Source organism: Allobacillus saliphilus (assembly GCF_018138385.1).
Classification (GTDB): domain Bacteria; phylum Bacillota; class Bacilli; order Bacillales; family Alkalibacillaceae; genus Allobacillus; species Allobacillus saliphilus.
This window is the reverse complement of the sequence record NZ_JAGSIE010000013.1, coordinates 18,511-35,421: the sequence shown is the minus strand read 5'-3', so window position 1 is coordinate 35,421 and position 16,911 is coordinate 18,511. Positions and strand designations below refer to the sequence as shown.

General features: G+C 39.5%; 19 protein-coding genes. 9 read left to right on the top strand and 10 right to left on the bottom strand.

Annotated features, from left to right (window positions below; genetic code table 11):
- Positions 1–297 precede the first annotated feature (297 nt).
- From KC820_RS05385 to KC820_RS05365, 5 genes are all read right to left on the bottom strand, one after another.
- On the bottom strand, positions 298–1,281 hold the full coding sequence (locus KC820_RS05385; protein ID WP_212368941.1) for a nuclease-related domain-containing protein: 984 nt from the start codon (positions 1,279–1,281) through the stop codon (positions 298–300).
- A gap of 123 nt (positions 1,282–1,404) precedes the next feature.
- Positions 1,405–1,761: a HesB/IscA family protein gene (locus KC820_RS05380; protein ID WP_212368938.1), complete on the bottom strand. Its 357-nt coding sequence runs from the start codon at positions 1,759–1,761 to the stop codon at positions 1,405–1,407.
- Between the two features lie 46 nt (positions 1,762–1,807).
- Positions 1,808–2,677, bottom strand: a complete 870-nt coding sequence (dapF, locus tag KC820_RS05375; protein WP_212368935.1) for a diaminopimelate epimerase — start codon at positions 2,675–2,677, stop codon at positions 1,808–1,810.
- Positions 2,678–2,698: 21 nt separating this feature from the next.
- Entirely contained in the window at positions 2,699–2,935 is a 237-nt protein-coding gene (locus tag KC820_RS05370) for a YuzB family protein (RefSeq protein ID WP_144089279.1), read from the bottom strand.
- Between the two features lie 68 nt (positions 2,936–3,003).
- Positions 3,004–3,330, bottom strand: a complete 327-nt coding sequence (locus KC820_RS05365; RefSeq protein ID WP_212368932.1) for a YuzD family protein — start codon at positions 3,328–3,330, stop codon at positions 3,004–3,006.
- 180 nt (positions 3,331–3,510) lie between these two features.
- Between KC820_RS05365 and KC820_RS05360 the strand changes: the two genes are divergently transcribed.
- Positions 3,511–3,735 (top strand): NifU family protein, encoded by a 225-nt coding sequence (locus KC820_RS05360; protein WP_144089281.1) that lies wholly within the window; start codon positions 3,511–3,513, stop codon positions 3,733–3,735.
- 81 nt (positions 3,736–3,816) lie between these two features.
- Here KC820_RS05360 and KC820_RS05355 read toward each other — a convergent pair whose 3' ends face one another.
- Positions 3,817–4,785: a 2-hydroxyacid dehydrogenase gene (locus KC820_RS05355; protein ID WP_212368929.1), complete on the bottom strand. Its 969-nt coding sequence runs from the start codon at positions 4,783–4,785 to the stop codon at positions 3,817–3,819.
- Positions 4,786–4,861: 76 nt separating this feature from the next.
- Between KC820_RS05355 and KC820_RS05350 the strand changes: the two genes are divergently transcribed.
- Complete coding sequence (locus KC820_RS05350) at positions 4,862–5,356, top strand: phosphatidylglycerophosphatase A family protein (RefSeq protein ID WP_144089283.1); 495 nt, start codon at positions 4,862–4,864, stop codon at positions 5,354–5,356.
- Positions 5,357–5,402: 46 nt separating this feature from the next.
- Here KC820_RS05350 and KC820_RS05345 read toward each other — a convergent pair whose 3' ends face one another.
- Both KC820_RS05345 and KC820_RS05340 read right to left on the bottom strand, forming a co-directional pair.
- Positions 5,403–6,173, bottom strand: coding sequence for a TIGR01457 family HAD-type hydrolase (locus KC820_RS05345; protein ID WP_212368927.1), 771 nt, complete (start codon positions 6,171–6,173; stop codon positions 5,403–5,405).
- A 6-nt stretch (positions 6,174–6,179) separates the two neighbouring features.
- Positions 6,180–6,629, bottom strand: coding sequence for a DUF86 domain-containing protein (locus KC820_RS05340; protein ID WP_336511021.1), 450 nt, complete (start codon positions 6,627–6,629; stop codon positions 6,180–6,182).
- A gap of 136 nt (positions 6,630–6,765) precedes the next feature.
- On the opposite strand from KC820_RS05340, the gene KC820_RS05335 reads away from it, so the two are divergent.
- From KC820_RS05335 to KC820_RS05315, 5 genes are all read left to right on the top strand, one after another.
- Positions 6,766–7,035: an SAV0927 family protein gene (locus KC820_RS05335; RefSeq protein WP_212368925.1), complete on the top strand. Its 270-nt coding sequence runs from the start codon at positions 6,766–6,768 to the stop codon at positions 7,033–7,035.
- A gap of 80 nt (positions 7,036–7,115) precedes the next feature.
- On the top strand, positions 7,116–7,376 hold the full coding sequence (locus KC820_RS05330; RefSeq protein ID WP_212368923.1) for a hypothetical protein: 261 nt from the start codon (positions 7,116–7,118) through the stop codon (positions 7,374–7,376).
- Positions 7,377–7,586: 210 nt separating this feature from the next.
- Positions 7,587–10,799, top strand: coding sequence for a DEAD/DEAH box helicase (locus KC820_RS05325; RefSeq protein ID WP_212368921.1), 3,213 nt, complete (start codon positions 7,587–7,589; stop codon positions 10,797–10,799).
- 384 nt (positions 10,800–11,183) lie between these two features.
- Complete coding sequence (locus KC820_RS05320; protein WP_212368919.1) at positions 11,184–11,918, top strand: YqcI/YcgG family protein; 735 nt, start codon at positions 11,184–11,186, stop codon at positions 11,916–11,918.
- A gap of 45 nt (positions 11,919–11,963) precedes the next feature.
- Complete coding sequence (locus tag KC820_RS05315) at positions 11,964–12,815, top strand: dimethylarginine dimethylaminohydrolase family protein (protein WP_212368917.1); 852 nt, start codon at positions 11,964–11,966, stop codon at positions 12,813–12,815.
- Positions 12,816–12,924: 109 nt separating this feature from the next.
- Here the strand turns inward: KC820_RS05315 and KC820_RS05310 are convergent, their stop codons facing one another.
- Entirely contained in the window at positions 12,925–13,194 is a 270-nt protein-coding gene (locus tag KC820_RS05310) for a YutD family protein (protein WP_144089288.1), read from the bottom strand.
- A gap of 168 nt (positions 13,195–13,362) precedes the next feature.
- Here KC820_RS05310 and KC820_RS05305 point away from each other — a divergent pair, with 168 nt between their 5' ends.
- Together KC820_RS05305 and KC820_RS05300 are read left to right on the top strand one after the other, a co-directional pair.
- Positions 13,363–14,271 carry a M23 family metallopeptidase gene (locus tag KC820_RS05305; RefSeq protein WP_272874462.1) on the top strand — a complete coding sequence of 303 codons (909 nt, stop codon included), beginning with the start codon at positions 13,363–13,365 and terminating at the stop codon, positions 14,269–14,271.
- Positions 14,272–14,343: 72 nt separating this feature from the next.
- Positions 14,344–15,378: an aromatic acid exporter family protein gene (locus KC820_RS05300; RefSeq protein ID WP_212368912.1), complete on the top strand. Its 1,035-nt coding sequence runs from the start codon at positions 14,344–14,346 to the stop codon at positions 15,376–15,378.
- A 258-nt stretch (positions 15,379–15,636) separates the two neighbouring features.
- On the opposite strand, the gene aceA is transcribed toward KC820_RS05300, so the two are convergent.
- Positions 15,637–16,911: an isocitrate lyase gene (gene aceA / locus KC820_RS05295; RefSeq protein WP_212368909.1), complete on the bottom strand. Its 1,275-nt coding sequence runs from the start codon at positions 16,909–16,911 to the stop codon at positions 15,637–15,639.

Below are 16,911 nucleotides of genomic sequence, written 5' to 3'. Positions count from 1 at the left end.
TTGCCCGGTCGGGGGTATAGAGCACTCCTATTCGACCTTTCGACTTATTTTCTTGCACACTCGGGGGAATAGAACACTCCTATTCGACCTTTCGACTTATTTTCTTGCACACTTGGGAGAATAGAACACTCCTATTCGACCTTTTGACTTATTTTCTTGAACACTCGGGAGAATAGAACGCTTCTATTCGACTTTTCTGCTTATTTTTTTGCTCGAACGGGGGAATAGAACGCTTCTATTCGACTTTTCCGCTTATTTTTTGGCTCGATCGGGAGAATAGAGTAATGATCTTTCTTATTATTCATAATATGTCCATCGAAAACTTCCTTTTCGGGTAAAATACTGACCGAGAATCCTTGAAATACTTTTTAAAGAAATTAAACTACCACACCACTCATCAATCGCTGAAACGGTTACTTTTTTATTAGGAAACAATAATTTATATTCCATAATTAATTTCACAATTACTGTATCTAAATGTTCTACCCAATTGCAGTGCTTGCAATAGACCTTTCTCCCTTTCACTTCCACCTCCATCAACCCACAACAACCACAAACAACCCCTTTCTTCATCTCACCATATTCAAACTCTGGTTGTTTTTGATAAGGCGATTCATTCAAATGAAGTTCAACAAGTTTTTTTGCCAGTCGATTATGGGTTTCATTTAATCGAGAGTTATTTTCATCTAATATCTGCAAATGACTTTTTATTTGTGTAGGTAGAATGATGGGTGTATTTTGCTCAGCATAAAATAACGTGAATTCTGGATTCACAAAAACGACGTGGAATTGAATGGGTATATTAAAGCCGTGCTTGCGGAGCAATTGGGTGAGTATTGGGGCGGTTCGGCCGATTTGGTGGAGTGGATTCATGATTTCTTGCCGTGGGACTTTAAAGAATCTCTCTTGCTCGAAGAAAAATTCTCCTTGATAATTTTTCACTTCATATACAATTATTTTTTCTTTCATAATTAAAAGCGAATCAATTTGGAAGACAGTGCCGTTATGCTCGAGTAATAAATCGTGGATTTGGATGTGGGCGCATGAGAGGTTAGCCAACAGTTGGTCGAATTGCGCTTCGCCTCTAAATCCTTTCAATAGATGTTGGTAGTTTTTATGGTCTTTAGGTGACAAGGCCATCCGCCGATCAAGCGCTTGTAGCATTTGTAATTCGTCACTCATTTTTCGTTCTTTAAAAATCATTCGCAGTCCTCTATTCTTTTTACCTTGATTATAGTAAAGCTCTGTCAGCTCTGCGAATGACGATAAATTCATTTTCATAAGAAAAACCGGCCATTTTGTAACCAAATACGACCAATAGCTCTTAATAACCCTAACAAAAACGCATCTCACACAAAAAACTGCCCTACCTCTAAAGGTAAGACAGCTTGTATGATTAAGTATTTAGCAATCTCCTGGCACTCCGACTCTTCCGTCAGCTTTAAAGGATGAGCCACAACCGCAAGAGACAATCGCGTTTGGATTATCGATTGTGAATCCGCCACCCATCATGTTTTGCTTATAATCGATCGTTGTATTTTCAACAATCGGTTGATCCATTTTAGCGATGACTACAGGAATATCGTTTTCGATGAATTGATTATCCGTTTCTTTCACTTCATATTCAAATCCTAGTTGATAAGATAGACCACTGCAGCCGCCACCTTTCACGCCAAAACGTAGGTAAACGTTTTCTGCCGTTTCTTCTTTCATCATATCTTTAATCTGTAATTTAGCTTGTTCTGTAATTACGATGGACATGTCAACGACCTCCTTAACTTTATTATACAAAGTCTTTATTTTTGTTTCAAATTGATGGCCAATGAAATATGCCTTCTACTACTTTTTCAGCTGGCCCGCGCATGATAACTCGTTGATCTTCAGTCATGTTGATAAATAAATCGCCGCCTTCTAAATGGACAGTGACTTCCTCGCCAACTTTGGAATAGCCGTTTAAAACACTTGCGACAACGGCGGCACAGGCTCCTGTTCCGCAAGCTTGCGTAATTCCTGAACCTCTTTCCCAAACACGAAAATGAAGCTCTTTTTCCGAAACGACTTCGATAAATTCCACATTTATGCCATCGACAAACCGTTCATCTTTTTCAATAATTGGACCAAGCTCTGAAACAGGGCTTTCATCAATCGAATCAACGAAAAAGACAGCATGCGGATTCCCCATAGATACCGCGGTCACATTTAATTCAGTGTCTGCAACAAAAAACGGCTCGTTCACAACGCGACTTTCTGGGTCATGATGGTCGACAACCATCGGAATCTCCCTACGTTTCAGCCGGGGCACTCCCATGTCAACGGACACTTGCTCAACGACACCATTTTCAGGAAAAACCTCTGCATCAACAACTCCTGAATTGGCTTCAATTTGAATTGTCGTATCGGTCACGTAACCCAATTCATAAGCCCATTTCGCAATGCAACGAAGTCCATTTCCGCAATTTTTCCCTTCAGAGCCGTCTTTATTAAAAATACGCATGCGCACATCGGCTTTGTCAGACGGTAGCATATAGATCAAACCGTCTGAGCCAATGCCGAAGTTTACATCCGAAACTTTTCGTGCCAATGAAGATATTTCGCTTTCTTCCAATTGTACTTGGAAGCCATCTATATAAATATAATTATTTCCTAGTCCATGCATCTTTGTAAAAGGAATTTTCATCTCTTGTTCCCCATCTTCCTTTTAGAATAAAGGATTTTCTTCTAAATGCTTATATACTTTTTCAACTAATTCATCTGGATCGTCTGCCATCACAGCTTCACCGTTCACAATCGCAAATAAAAAGGAAGCACAAATCCCGCAGTGACTAGTACATCCGTATTCAATGACGTCCAAGGAAGGATCTTTTTCCAGTTTTTCAAAAGCTTCCTGTGAACCGCTAGCTATGTTGTTGACACAAAACTCGATGATTGGATTCATTTCTGGTCATACACTCCTCGGTTCATAACTCTTTTATCCGATTAGGATAACATGTTTGAGGAGAATCTTTAAGCAGTTGGCTCAAAACCTCGGCTTTCCAATGCTTTATATACTCTCTTCAAACGCGGATCTCCTTCACCTACGAGCTCATCATCGACAAATACGACTGGATAAATCAAATCTTCATCGACGACTTGTTTCGCAAAGCTATGATACGGTTCTTCTTCCGGTGGATTAAAAATATCTATATACGTATATTGAATGCCTTCTTCTCCAAATTTTCTCGAGATGGCTGCTTGTAGCCAATCATATTGTTCTTTGGAACTCGGCAAGTTTACACAACTCGGACAAAGGACCTCAGCCCCATACACAATAACCTCTGTTTGATTCGTCACGATATTTTTCCCCCTAAATAACGTTTCTTATTTTCATTTTACCGAAAATGATGTAAAATAGAAAATGATAACGATTATCAATTGCAAAGAGATATCGTTGATAAGCTTTTCGAGCAACTCAATAGATTTTTGGATTGAGACCATTTATACTAACAATTAAAAGAAGGGGGAAGAAAAACGATGTTCGAACAAGTTCAAGAAGTCATTGGAAAACTACGCCCGTTTTTGCTACGTGATGGCGGGGACGTTGAATTAGTTGATGTCGACGATGAAGGTATCGTGCTTCTTCGCTTAAAAGGTGCTTGTGGCAACTGCCCAAGTTCAGCAATTACATTGAAAGCTGGTATTGAGCGTGCATTGGTCGCAGAAGTGCCTGGTGTATCTGAAGTTGAACAAATCTTTTAAGTAAATATATATTAAAACATATAGTTGACCATGTAGCCAGCTAAGTGAATAGCTGGCTTTTTCGTGTCAGATTACCGATTTTTAAATCTTCACTGGTGTTAAAGGCTCCATCCCATCTAGCACGTGCTTAATATTTTCCACACAAAGCATCGCCATCCGGTTTCTCGTGTCAACAGTGGAAGAACCGATATGCGGTAAGGCGACTACGCGATCTAATTGCGCAAGCGGATGATTACTTCCAATCGGCTCATTTGCAAAGACATCCAAGCCCGCTCCTTGAATTTTTTCACCCTTTATTGCTTGATACAAATCCGCTTCATTCACTACACCACCACGGGACGCATTAATGAAAAAAGCGCTCTGTTTCATCCGATCAAAGGCTTGTGCATCGAACATGCCCTTTGTTTCTTTCGTTAATGGAAGCATTGAAACAACGAAATCTGATTTTGCGAGTAGTTCTTCTAACGAAGCGTAACTCGCACCTAATTTTTCTTCCGCCTTAGGCTTTCGGTTACGGTTGTGATATAAAATGTTCATATCAAACCCTGTCGCCCGTTTTGCGACCGCTTCACCGATCGAACCCATACCGACAATACCGATTGTTTTCTGATGAACATCTGATCCAGCCATCATATATGGCGACCATGTTTTCCATTCATCATTCCGAATGACATCAACACTTTCCGGAATTCTACGTGCCACAGCTAATAGCAAGCCGAACGTTAAATCCGCTGTCGTTTCTGTCAATACATCAGGCGTGTTTGTTACGGTGATACCACGTGATGTGCAGGCTTTCAAATCGATATTGTCATAACCGACCGCTAAGTTTGCAATGATTTTTAATTCGCTTGCCATGTTTAATAATTCTTCGTCAAAGGTATCAGTTAACATGGAAAGAACAGCATTCGCCTCGGTAATTTCTTTCATCAATACATCCCGAGGAACTGGCACTTCTTCCTCTTCCCACATCTTGACCTGATATTTTTCAGTCAATTCTGATATAATTTCATTAGGGAGTTTCCGTGTCACATAAACAATTGGTTTAGCCATCAGATTGCCTCCTTATTCGTATGTATAAATAATCGCCGCATAAACTTAAACTAAATAAAAATGGATGTGATGAATGATGAACAAACTTGAAGAAATGACTATAGCACAATTGAAAGAACGTGGTGTTGAACTGGAAGATATCGCTGAGCTCGTTTACCACTTGCAATCAGCGTATCATGACGATTTAAGCATCGACGAATGTATGTTTAACATTCGAAAAGTCCTCAAAAAACGCGAGGTCCAAAATGCCGTATTAACCGGTATTCAACTCGATAAATTTGCGGAACAAAATAAATTCGAGGAACCGCTTCAAAGCATTATTGCAAATGATGAAGGGTTATACGGTATTGATGAGATCGTCGCTTTTTCCATCATTAACGTATATGGTTCGATCGGATTTACGAATTTCGGCTATATCGATAAAATCAAACCAGGTATTTTGAAAAAATTGAATGATAAACGTTATGGCACGCATACGTTTTTAGATGATATTGTCGGAGCGATTGCCGCTGCTGCTTCTAGCCGTTTGGCACACAGCTCAGAATTAGCGCTCGACCATGACGATGATTAAATGTTTTACTTAGGCTGTTTATTCGAAGCGAATAACAGCCTGAGCATTACATATGGCTAAACCACTCGTTTAATGTACGGACAGAATAAGTTGGCTGCTCGGCATATTTGACCAAGCCTTCCTTTGAAGTCACTCCCGTTTGCACGTGAAGTGTGTCCAAGCCCGACTGAATCCCTGCCATAATGTCTGTTTCATAATTATCGCCGACCATGATGGTTTTTTCGCGAGGAATCCCTAACTTTTTTAGCGCAAATTCCATCATAAATGGTTGCGGTTTTCCTACATAGGTCGGTTTTTTACCTGAAACGTTACTCACTAATTCGACGAACGCGCCGTTACCAGGTGTAAAGCCTCTTTCGGTTGGAACTTTTATGTCCGGATTGGTCGCAAGCAAATAAGCACCTTTTTGAGCATTCAATGCTGCACGGGTTATTTTTTCATAGGTGACATTCCGATCGATGCCCATCACGACGATCTCCGCTTCTTCATCCGTCAATTCAATTCCCGCTTCTTCCAATGCATTGATTAAACCGGTTTGACCGACAACAAAAGCGCGTCGGCTCGTTAAATTTTCTTTTATAAAAGCAGCTGTTACTAATGATGCTGTAATCACTTGTTCGACTTTCGCATCAATGCCAAAGCCTTCTAATTTCTCTACTGTTTGCTCGAGTGTTCGCGATGAATTATTCGTCAAAAACAGATGTGGAATATGACGTTCATTTAATTCATCTACGAATTCTTTGGCACCTTGAATTTCATCTATTCCACGAAACATTGTGCCATCCAAATCGATTAAATATCCTTCATAGTGTTTCATTGATGATTACTCCTTTGGTTTATGAAAAGCATTAATTGGACCGAGTTCATTTTCCAAATAATTTAATACAAGTGGACGAAAATGTTCAATCGTATCCAAGTTATTTTTTAACGTTGTTTCTATTTCTGCATGATTGATCTTCGTGTACTCCCGAACTAGTTTTGGACGCAAGCTGACAACTTCTTTATAAGCGGCTTCATGCTCTTTTGGTATAACTCGCTCGTCAACTAAAATATCAATAATATCTTCATAGCTACCTGGGTCTCTCATAATAAATCCATCGATCATTAAATTTCCAACATCAATAATGGATTCAACAACCATTTGAGCTAACCGTTCAATGCCTAATTTCTCCAAAAAACTAACAGCCTCTTGCTGCTCAAATACTTCGAGTAACCCGTTGTAATAAAGTAATGTGTTTTCAATATTTTCTCGTTCGACAAAATACATCGTCATCATCCTTTCCCCCCATAGTTTAACATAACTCATTCGCTCAAGCCTTACAGGAAAGCATTGATTTTTGGCTAACGGATGAACCTATTAGCTACTTTTGGTAAAATGGGGAAAAAGAAGTGTCAGGGGTGTCAAATTCATGAGCAAAGTAAATATGATTAAAGATGAAACAGAAAATACGAGTGTCCGATATGTTAGCTTTAGCACCGAATTCAGAAGGTATGATTTTGCATTTTTTGAAAGTGCGATGATTGATGACAAAGTGGTCATTATTGACTTACAAAGCTCACACTATACGACAGTAAAGAAAGATGAACTGAAATCACCACAATATTATGCGCACCATTTCCGAGTGAATGAATATGAAGCAGAGGAAATTTTCGAGTACTTAAAAGATACATTGAAATAAGATCTTCGGATAGCTTGATGCCTTTACGTATAATTGCCTTCTGTGTGGAAAGCCTATTGACTGACAGGAGGCGATTATTTATGCCAAAAAAGAAAAAATATGATGATTTTGCGAACGTTGAGATTGATCGTAATTACCAAATTCCTGAAGAATTCCCTGAAGGAACTTATGGGGAGCCAGTAAACGCCGAAAAACCATTACAATCGCAAGTCGATAATCCAAACCGGCGCCCATATTCCGCTTTCGGTTATGAAAATAAAACACTGCATGCCGATGCTCAACGGAATATGCCAACCTCCCACCCACCGAATGATTTTCCTGCCGAAGATACAGAGGACTAATTTGGAAAATTACATTCTTTTAAGCTTGGAGAAAACGAAAATGTTTTCTTCAAGCTTTTTTTATTTATAGGTTTAAACAAATTTCGAGGGACTTTTCATCGATAACGTTTCATGCTTAATAAGTTCATGCGTTCAGTGTTATGATGGAGGAATGAGAGTGTTTATACTAAAGGGTGATTTCAATTGTTAACTGAACAATCGATAAAAGCGATGTTTTCAAATAGAATGTTTGAGCGTGGCAAGCGTTATTATCGCAAAGGAGCGGTGGAACGTGTCGTATTTGATGAACTTCTAAAGTCTTGGTCAGGCAGCGTGTTGGGCAGCGAAATGTATCATGTGTTCATACAAAAGCACGAGGATGATACGTTCGAAAAAAATTGTTCCTGCCCCGCTTATGACACATTTGGTGAATGTAAACATATTGTTGCCGTTATGTTCAAAATCGCCAGTCGAGAAGCGGTTGACAAAGGTCAACTGTTCGATGAATTTTTAGAAAAGCGTAAGCAAAATGATATGCCTACCCGGAAAGTGAACAACGAGCCTAAACCTACTGAGGATTTCTCGGCTAGAATAATCAACCTTTTCATGGAAACCAATTCAGCGGATTCAACTTTACATAAAGAACCGCTTCAAACGGAATATATTTTAAAAATCGAACATCAATTATTTAAAGGTCTTTTACTTTCTGTCGAGATGAAGACCGGCGTCAATCGTACATATGTCGTCAAAAACCTGAAAAAGTTTTTAAAAAGTGTGGATGAACAATCCGAGCATTTCTTCACTCCGAAATTTTCTTATGATCCAAAACTACATATGTTCAAAGAAGAAGATCAGCGAGTAATGCAAATTCTTTTGGACATATACCGTAGTGACGCGTTCTATGAAAACCAATGGCAGCCGACAACCAACCAAAAAGGATTGACGATTCCACCGTACTTCGCCAAACAGCTGTTAACTGCCCTTTCAGAAAGAGGATGTACGTTCGAAGATGTGACAGGGAATTTTCAGGAGATTCACTTTTTGGAGGATGCTTTGCCGTTTGATTTTTCGCTTCATGAGAGCAATCAAGGGTATGAGCTCGGTTTTGATGCGATGGATCATTTCCATTATTTCAAGAATTACGACATCATTCAGGAAGGTCAATATTTTTATCATTTGAATGCAAACCAACGGGAGATCATGAATAATATTTATGGGTTTATGGTGCGAAACCCGAAGTCGAGCATTCCGATTAAACAACATCAAATGGATGCCTTCGTTTCGAATGTCGTGCCGAGTTTGAAAAAAATCGGTGATGTTAACCTTTCTGAAAGTGTATCTGACGCTATGATCAACCCATCACTGCAAGCGACGATGCATTTAGATCAAGATGAAGAACGATTAACGGCAAATGTCCACTATTTGTATGACGACATCGAAATTGATCCGATGCAACCAGATGGTGCTTATAAACAAGATTCCTCAAAAATTCTAATACGTGATACTGAGAAAGAACAGCGTGTGATGAATGTAATTGAAGAAGCGGGATTTAAGTTCAATGGCCAAGAGCTTTACTTGGATGATGAGGAAGATACGTTTACGTTTCTATATTATTTGTTACCGCAGTTGGAAGAAGATGTAGCTATTTATTTAACAAACGCTGTGAAAAATCTACTCGTAGATGAAATTGAGTCTCCCACTGTTCATGTTGATTTAGATTCGAACGGAGACTTTTTGGAAATCGATTTTGATTTGGGAGATATCGACCAAAGTGAAATTAGCCAATTAATACAATCCGTCGTCGAAAAAAAACGATATTACCGGTTGCCGAATGGCCGCTTCGTACCGCTTGATGAGGATTCTTTCGCCCAGATTTCAACGGTTTTTGATGAGATGCGCTTAAATCCAGATGATTTAAAAGATGGTAAAATCCATGTCCCTGCCTACCGCGGACTTCAAATGGATGAAGCGATGTCGCAACATTTCAGAAAAAATTATAATCAAGCTTTTCAACAACTAATTGAGGATATCAAAAACCCTGAAACTTTTGATGTACCATTGCCAGACGGAATTCACGCTGATTTGCGTCAGTATCAAATTTTCGGTTTCCAATGGCTAAAATCATTAAGTCGTTATCGGTTCGGTGGAATTTTAGCGGATGATATGGGGCTCGGGAAGACGCTTCAGACGATTGCTTATCTTTTATCTGAAAAAGAAAATAATCCTGAGCAAGATCAACCCGCCCTCGTCGTTTCACCCGCTTCCCTCGTTTATAACTGGGAGTCGGAGTTCGAAAAATTCGCGCCATCGATGAAGGTTTGTGTGATCCACGGAAGTATCGGTGAGCGTGAGATGTTATTTAAGTACGCCCATGAGTACGACGTGTTAATTACTTCCTATCCATTGGTACGACAGGATTTAGAGCAGTATCGTGAAAGACGATTTTCGACGCTCATTTTAGATGAAGCACAAGCGATCAAAAACCATTTGACGAAGCAAGCGCAAGCGATTCGTGCAATTCGTGCCGGCAGACGCTTTGCATTAAGTGGAACACCCATCGAAAATTCACTTGATGAGTTATGGTCGTTATTCGATGTGATCATGCCTGGATTTTTCCCAAGCAAAAAAGCGTTTCGTGAACTTCCACAAGAACAGATTTCCAGAATGAGTCGTCCATTCATCTTACGTCGAATCAAACAAGACGTATTGACCGAGCTACCGGATAAAATCGAAATGGTGAATCATTCCGAATTGACGAAAGATCAAAAACAACTCTATCTAGGTTATCTAGAAAAAATCCAAGGAGAAGCCGCAAACGCCATTTCTAATGAAGGCTTTCAGAAAAGTCGAATGAAAATATTAGCTGGACTTACTCGATTGCGCCAGTTATGCTGCCACCCTTCTTTATTTATTGAAGGATATGAAGGTGAATCTGGCAAATTGAATCAGCTTCTGGAGATGGTTGAGACAGCTAGACAAAACGGTCAACGGATTCTGATCTTCTCTCAATTCTCAAGCATGTTGAAAATCATTCGTGAAGAAATGAACGCGATGGGCGAAGATGTATTCTATTTAGATGGACAAACACCTTCAAAACACCGCGTCGATATGGTCAATCGATTCAACGACGGAGAAAAAAACATCTTCCTAATCTCCCTTAAAGCTGGTGGAACAGGACTGAACTTGACCGGCGCAGACACGGTTATTTTATACGACTTATGGTGGAACCCAGCCGTCGAAGAACAAGCGACAGGCCGCGCGCATCGTATGGGACAGAAAAAAGTTGTACAAGTGTACAGGTTAATTACGAAAGGCACGATTGAAGAAAAAATCCATGCGCTGCAGCAACGTAAAAAAGAACTAATTGAAAATGTGATACAACCAGGCGAAACGAACTTCACAAGCTTAAGTGAAAATGAAATTCGTGAGTTGTTGAATGTTTAATTTAAATAATTAAGTAAGCACTGACTTCGGTCGGTGCTTTTTTATGTTAAAACGCTAAGCATACGGGTTAACACTGAAGGTGAGCGAATGAACACTGAAGATGTGCACATTAACACTGAAGGAGAGCGATTTAACACTGAAGATGCACGGATTAACACTGAAGCTATATGATTGAACACTGAAGGCGCGAGAAATAACACTGAAGCACTGCGAATCAACACTGAACCTCTAAGATTGAACACTGTAACCAGCCGTTTAAATGTTCGGTAACACGCCCGCTACTGGAAGGATATGTTTAAATCGCCGTCATAGCGGGGATATTTTGGTATATGAGTAGAAGCGTAAAATATTTTCTACATGTGATAAAAAGGAGTTATCAAACGAATGTTGACCACAAACAGTTCATATTTACTTACAAAAGATGATTTTAAACAAGCAGACCATCTACCGGATTGGCTGTTAAGAGAATATAAAACGTTTAGTGAAATTGTTACAGATCCGACATTCCCATGTTTCTTCGGTATGACGGCTCAGCGTAGAGGTGAGCTTCGTTATTCGTACATTGAACATAATAAATGGGATCACTTACCTGAAGCGGTGGAGAGCTTTCTAAGTCTCTTCACGCCTGAAAATAAAACAAGGCATGGATTATTCATTTTTGTGGAGCCTGAGTCTGAAGAAAAATCAATTGAATATTACCGTTCGTATTTCTGGGACATTCTGCAATATTTACATGAGCAAGATCGTTTCGATTGGCCAGCCGATGCACCGAAAGACCCTGAACATTATCTTTGGGATTTCCATTTTGCAGGTGAGCCAATATTCGCATTCGGTAATGCACCAGCTTATAAGCAAAGAAAAACAAGAGACCTCGGAAACAGTCTCGTCTTAGGTTTCCAGCCACGTAAGATTTTTGAAGGGCTCGAAGGCACAGAAAAAGGCGGCATTATGTCTCGTGAGAAAGTCCGCGCTCGCGTAGAAGCTTGGGATGGTTTACCGAAACACCCGGATATTAGCCATTTCGGTGATCCTGAACATAATGAATGGAAGCAATTCTTTATCGGTGATGACATTGAACCAATCAAAGGAAAATGCCCTTTTCACCATAAAAATAGCTAATTATAAAGATGTTATGTCTCGCGGAAAAACAATGGAGGTATCAACATGAGAGGAATCGCACCAAATCATAAAGTAAATTGTAGGTCTGAGTATTCCACTTTAAAAAAAGCTGTCGTCGTAAAGCCAACATTTATGGAAATCACCGACGTTATTAACGAAACACAAAAACATTACAAATCGAGTAATATAGATACAATGCTTGCCACAAAACAACACAAACATTTTTTAAACGTGTTGAGATCGGAAGGCGTTGAAGTGATTGAACTTTATCCGAAGTCACGTTTAAATGAACAAGTCTTCACACGTGACATCGCCTTCGTAATTGATGAAGAGTTATTCGTAGCTTCCATGAGCGAAGAAGTACGCCAAGATGAAACAAAACAACTGAAAAATTGGTTACATGAACAATCGGTTTCTTTTCAAGATGGTTTAGCAGGTTCAATAGAAGGCGGAGATGTCGTCATTGATTATGATACAATTTGGGTTGGATTAAGTGGACGTACAACAATTGAAGCCGCGATTGATTTGCAACGACGATTACCGAATTACAACGTACGACCATTACAGCTTCAAGATGATATTCTTCACCTCGATTGTGTGTTTAATATTATTAGTGAAGATACCGCTCTTGTTTACCGTGATGCGTTTACGAAAAGTGATTTACGAAAGCTTCAATCCAATTATCATTTGATTTCTGTTACGGAAGAAGAGCAATTTCAAATGGGACCGAACGTCCTATCAATCGGTGATGGAAAGATCATTAGCCTTCCTCAAAACGAACGGTTGAATAACATATTAACATCCAAAGGTTATGAAGTGATCCCTGTCGATTTATCGGAAATTATAAAGTCCGGTGGCTCATTCAGATGCTGTACACTACCTTTGCAGCGAGACTAAAATGATTCTAACAGATATCCGAGCGATTTTTCATTCAAATCGTTCGGTTTTTTGTATTCATACCCAATAAAAAACCTTGCACTACCAACTTAGGTAGAACAAGGTTTCATTAGTCAATTCGTTTCAAAACGAAATAAGGACAACCAAAATTACAATATTCATAAATATAATCTTCTAACGTAGATATTTTCGTATCAAAGGTCGCTTTTTGATTTTGATCATCATAAAAACCTTTCAGACGAAGCTGACCATAACCCCAGTCTCCGACAAGGAAATCATATTTCGCCAGCAAATCTACATATTTTTCTTCAATTGCTTCTTCATTGAAAGCTTCCCTGTAATCGTATATTAATTCATAATTCGTTCCTTGAAGTTCCATGGAGATCACCTCGCTATCAATAGTGTACCATAATTTCCTTATCCATTCTCTACATGAAATAAATTAAGCTGCTTACACTAAGCATTAGCTAAATATCCGATTAGAGAAAGGATCTCGATCTGTATGCGAAAATTTCTATGCCTACTTATTATTTTGCTATCTATACCCATGACAGTGCAAGCCGAAGAGGAAGACAATGAATATCTTGAACGAATGGGACTATATCGAAAGACCGCTGCTGTGACAGACTTGCCTTGGTATTCACTTGCTGCGATGGACCAATATGAACGGAATATTAATGAAGATATCGAAGGAAGAATTACAGGGATTATCATCAAGCCTGAGACATGGTTTGGATTACTTCACTTTGACAATGAACGAAAACATTCTGAAGAAGCCATTCAGCTTTTTGGCGGAAAAGGCATGGATGGAAATGGTGATGGAATTGCTGATATCCAAGATGATGAAGATGTTTTGTTTACGTATGCTTCCATCATTCAGCAGTTAACTGAGAAAGAAGGTACAATGCAAAAAGCTTTGGAAGTTTATTATGATCGAGAAAAAGCTGCCGATTTAATTGCTTTAATGGAAAAAATCTTTCACAAGTTCCAAACACTTGATTTAAGTGAGCGCTCTTTTATCGTTTCGAAAAATTTTAATTATAGTTACAGAAATACGTGGGGAGATTCGCGTGGTTATGGGGGTAGACGAATTCATGAAGGAACTGATATTTTTGCCAGTTACGGAACACCCGTCAAATCTGCTTCTTACGGAATTGTTGAAATTAAAGGATGGAACAAGTACGGCGGGTGGCGAATCGGAATTCGTGATGCGTATAACATCTACCATTACTACGCTCATTTAAACAGTTTTGAAGAAGGAATCGAAGAGGGCACACTCGTTGAACCGGGACAAGTTATCGGATATGTCGGTTCAACAGGATATGGACCTGAAGGAACACAAGGAAAATTTCCGCCTCACTTACATTATGGAATTTACAAAGATAACGGTAAATATGAATGGGCTTATGACCCTTATCCATCATTAAGACGTTGGGAACGAAATACCAACGGATAACTTGTATCACCCAATTGAAATATTTCTCCTTTAGTGAAAAAATAGAGATAGTGAACTATTGGAGATGAAATGATGAAACGAATTGCAGGCAGTCGTGTATTGAAAACAGGAATCGCTATATTTATTACTGCATGGATTTGTGAATGGATCGGTTGGCCACCGGTATTCGCGGTCATTACAGCAATCGTTACGGTTGAACCGACCGTAGCCCAATCGATTAAAAAAGGAATCGTCCGTTTTCCAGCTTCTGCAATTGGCTCATTTTATGCTGTATTATTCATCACATTATTCGGACATTCCGCATTGACCTATGCCTGTGCAGCTGTGTTTACTATTGTGACGACATACCGATTCAAACTATTTGACGGTCTGCTCGTTGCGACGTTAACTTCTGTTGCAATGATTGAAGTCGTACACGACAATTTTATGGCTTCATTTTTTATCCGTCTCGGTACGACCACAATCGGCTTGGCTGTTTCAACATTGGTAAATATGTTCTTGATGCCACCCAATTATCAATCATCGATTACGTACAAACTGAAAAAACTCGCTCAAGATACAGGTGATACGATTCAATGCATTTTTTCTGCGGCTCTAAGTGATCAAAAACAAGACCCGAACATGCTTGAAACACTCGAGTCTTTAGAAGAAAGAGTTTTTAAAATTGAAGTGCTCATTAATTATCAGCGAGACGAAGCAAAATATCACCCGCTTACTGCAGCTGAAAACAATGAACTGAAAGCAGTGAACAAAAAGCTCACACAATTGAAGTTGATTAATTACCATATTGAGAATGTGTATTATATGACGTCAAAAACATTGGACTTAACTGAACAAGAGAAAGACATGTTATTTATTCATGTTGAGAATATCTCCCACTCGCTACAAGTTGCAGAAGATTTTAGTCTTGAAGAGCACCGAGAACAGCTGAAAAAGCTCGTTGATTTGTTTTGGCGAAATCAAAGTGAAATTATTGAAGAGAAACCGAGGTCTACAGCATTTCCATCGCACTTTATTCTACTTTACGAACTGTTATCGATTTATCAATTAGTCGAAACTTACTTTACAATTAAGCCTGAAGACTTTCAAAAAAAAAGAAAAATCTAAATTGAAACAAGCGATAAAAAGAAAATAAGGAGAGATTGATTAGATTAGTGGCGGTCTAATCACCGGTAAGTGATCTAGAACTGTATGCTTCCGTTAATTAGGGACGTGCTATTCACGGGTAGCGTGATAAAATTGTGCGCTACCCTCGATTAGAGAACCTCTATTCAACGGTAACGCAAGAAAATTATGTGCTATCCTCGATTAGAACGATAGCACTCAAAAACCGCCCCAACTCGGAGCGGTTTTTTTACTTACCGATTAATTTTTAAATTGCTCTGCTTCTGTCGATCCTGCAAGTGCTGTCGTTGATGAAGTTCCTCCTGAAATGACTTGGGAAACTTCGTCGAAATAGCCTGTTCCAACTTCACGTTGGTGACGAGTCGCAGAGTAGCCATACTCCTCGCTGTCAAATTCAGCTTGCTGCAATTCCGAGTAAGCTTTCATTCCTTCGTCCTTATACTTGCGAGCCAATTCAAACATGCTATGGTTCAACGCATGGAAGCCAGCTAATGTAACGAATTGAAATTTGTAGCCCATTTTCCCGAGTTCTTTTTGGAAATTTGCAATCTCTTCATCCGATAATTTTTTCTTCCAGTTAAATGAAGGTGAACAGTTATATGCCAATAATTTATTTGGATATTTTTCATGGATAGCGTCTGCGAAACGCTGTGCTTCTTCAAGATTCGGTTCCGACGTTTCACACCAAATTAAATCGGCGTACGGTGCATAAGCCAACCCACGGGCAATCGCTTGATCCAAACCAGATTTCGTGCGGTAAAAGCCTTCAACTGTGCGCTCACCTGTTAAGAACTCAGCATCGTACGGATCGACGTCACTCGTAATTAAGTCTGCTGCATTTGCATCCGTTCGTGCAATGATGATCGTTGGGGTTCCTAGCACATCTGCTGCCAAACGAGCAGAAACTAAATTTTTCACCGCTTGTTGTGTCGGTAATAAAACTTTTCCACCTAAATGACCGCATTTCTTTTCAGAAGAAAGTTGGTCTTCAAAGTGAACGGCAGATGCTCCTGCTTCAATCATCGCTTTCGTCAATTCGAACACATTTAATTGACCACCAAAGCCTGCTTCTGCATCGGCAACAATTGGCGCAAACCAATCAATAGAGTCATCGCCTTCTGAATAATGGATTTGGTCCGCCCGTTGCAATGCTTGGTTAATCCGCTTCACGACATTCGGTACACTATTGACCGGATATAAGCTTTGATCGGGATACATTTGACCGGCCATATTCGCATCTGCTGCTACTTGCCAACCGCTTAAATAAATAGCTTTCAGTCCAGCTTTCACTTGCTGAACCGCTTGGTTACCCGTTAACGCACCAAGAGCATTTACATAGTCTTCTTCATTGATTAGCTTCCAAAGTTTTTCAGACCCTCTTTTCGCCAACGTTTGCTCAATTTGTAAACTACCTTTTAAGCGGTCAACCTCTTCAGCCGAATAGGGACGTTCAACGCCTACCCAACGAATATTTTCTGCCCAATCTTTTTTCATCTGCTCTACTCTGTTATTCAT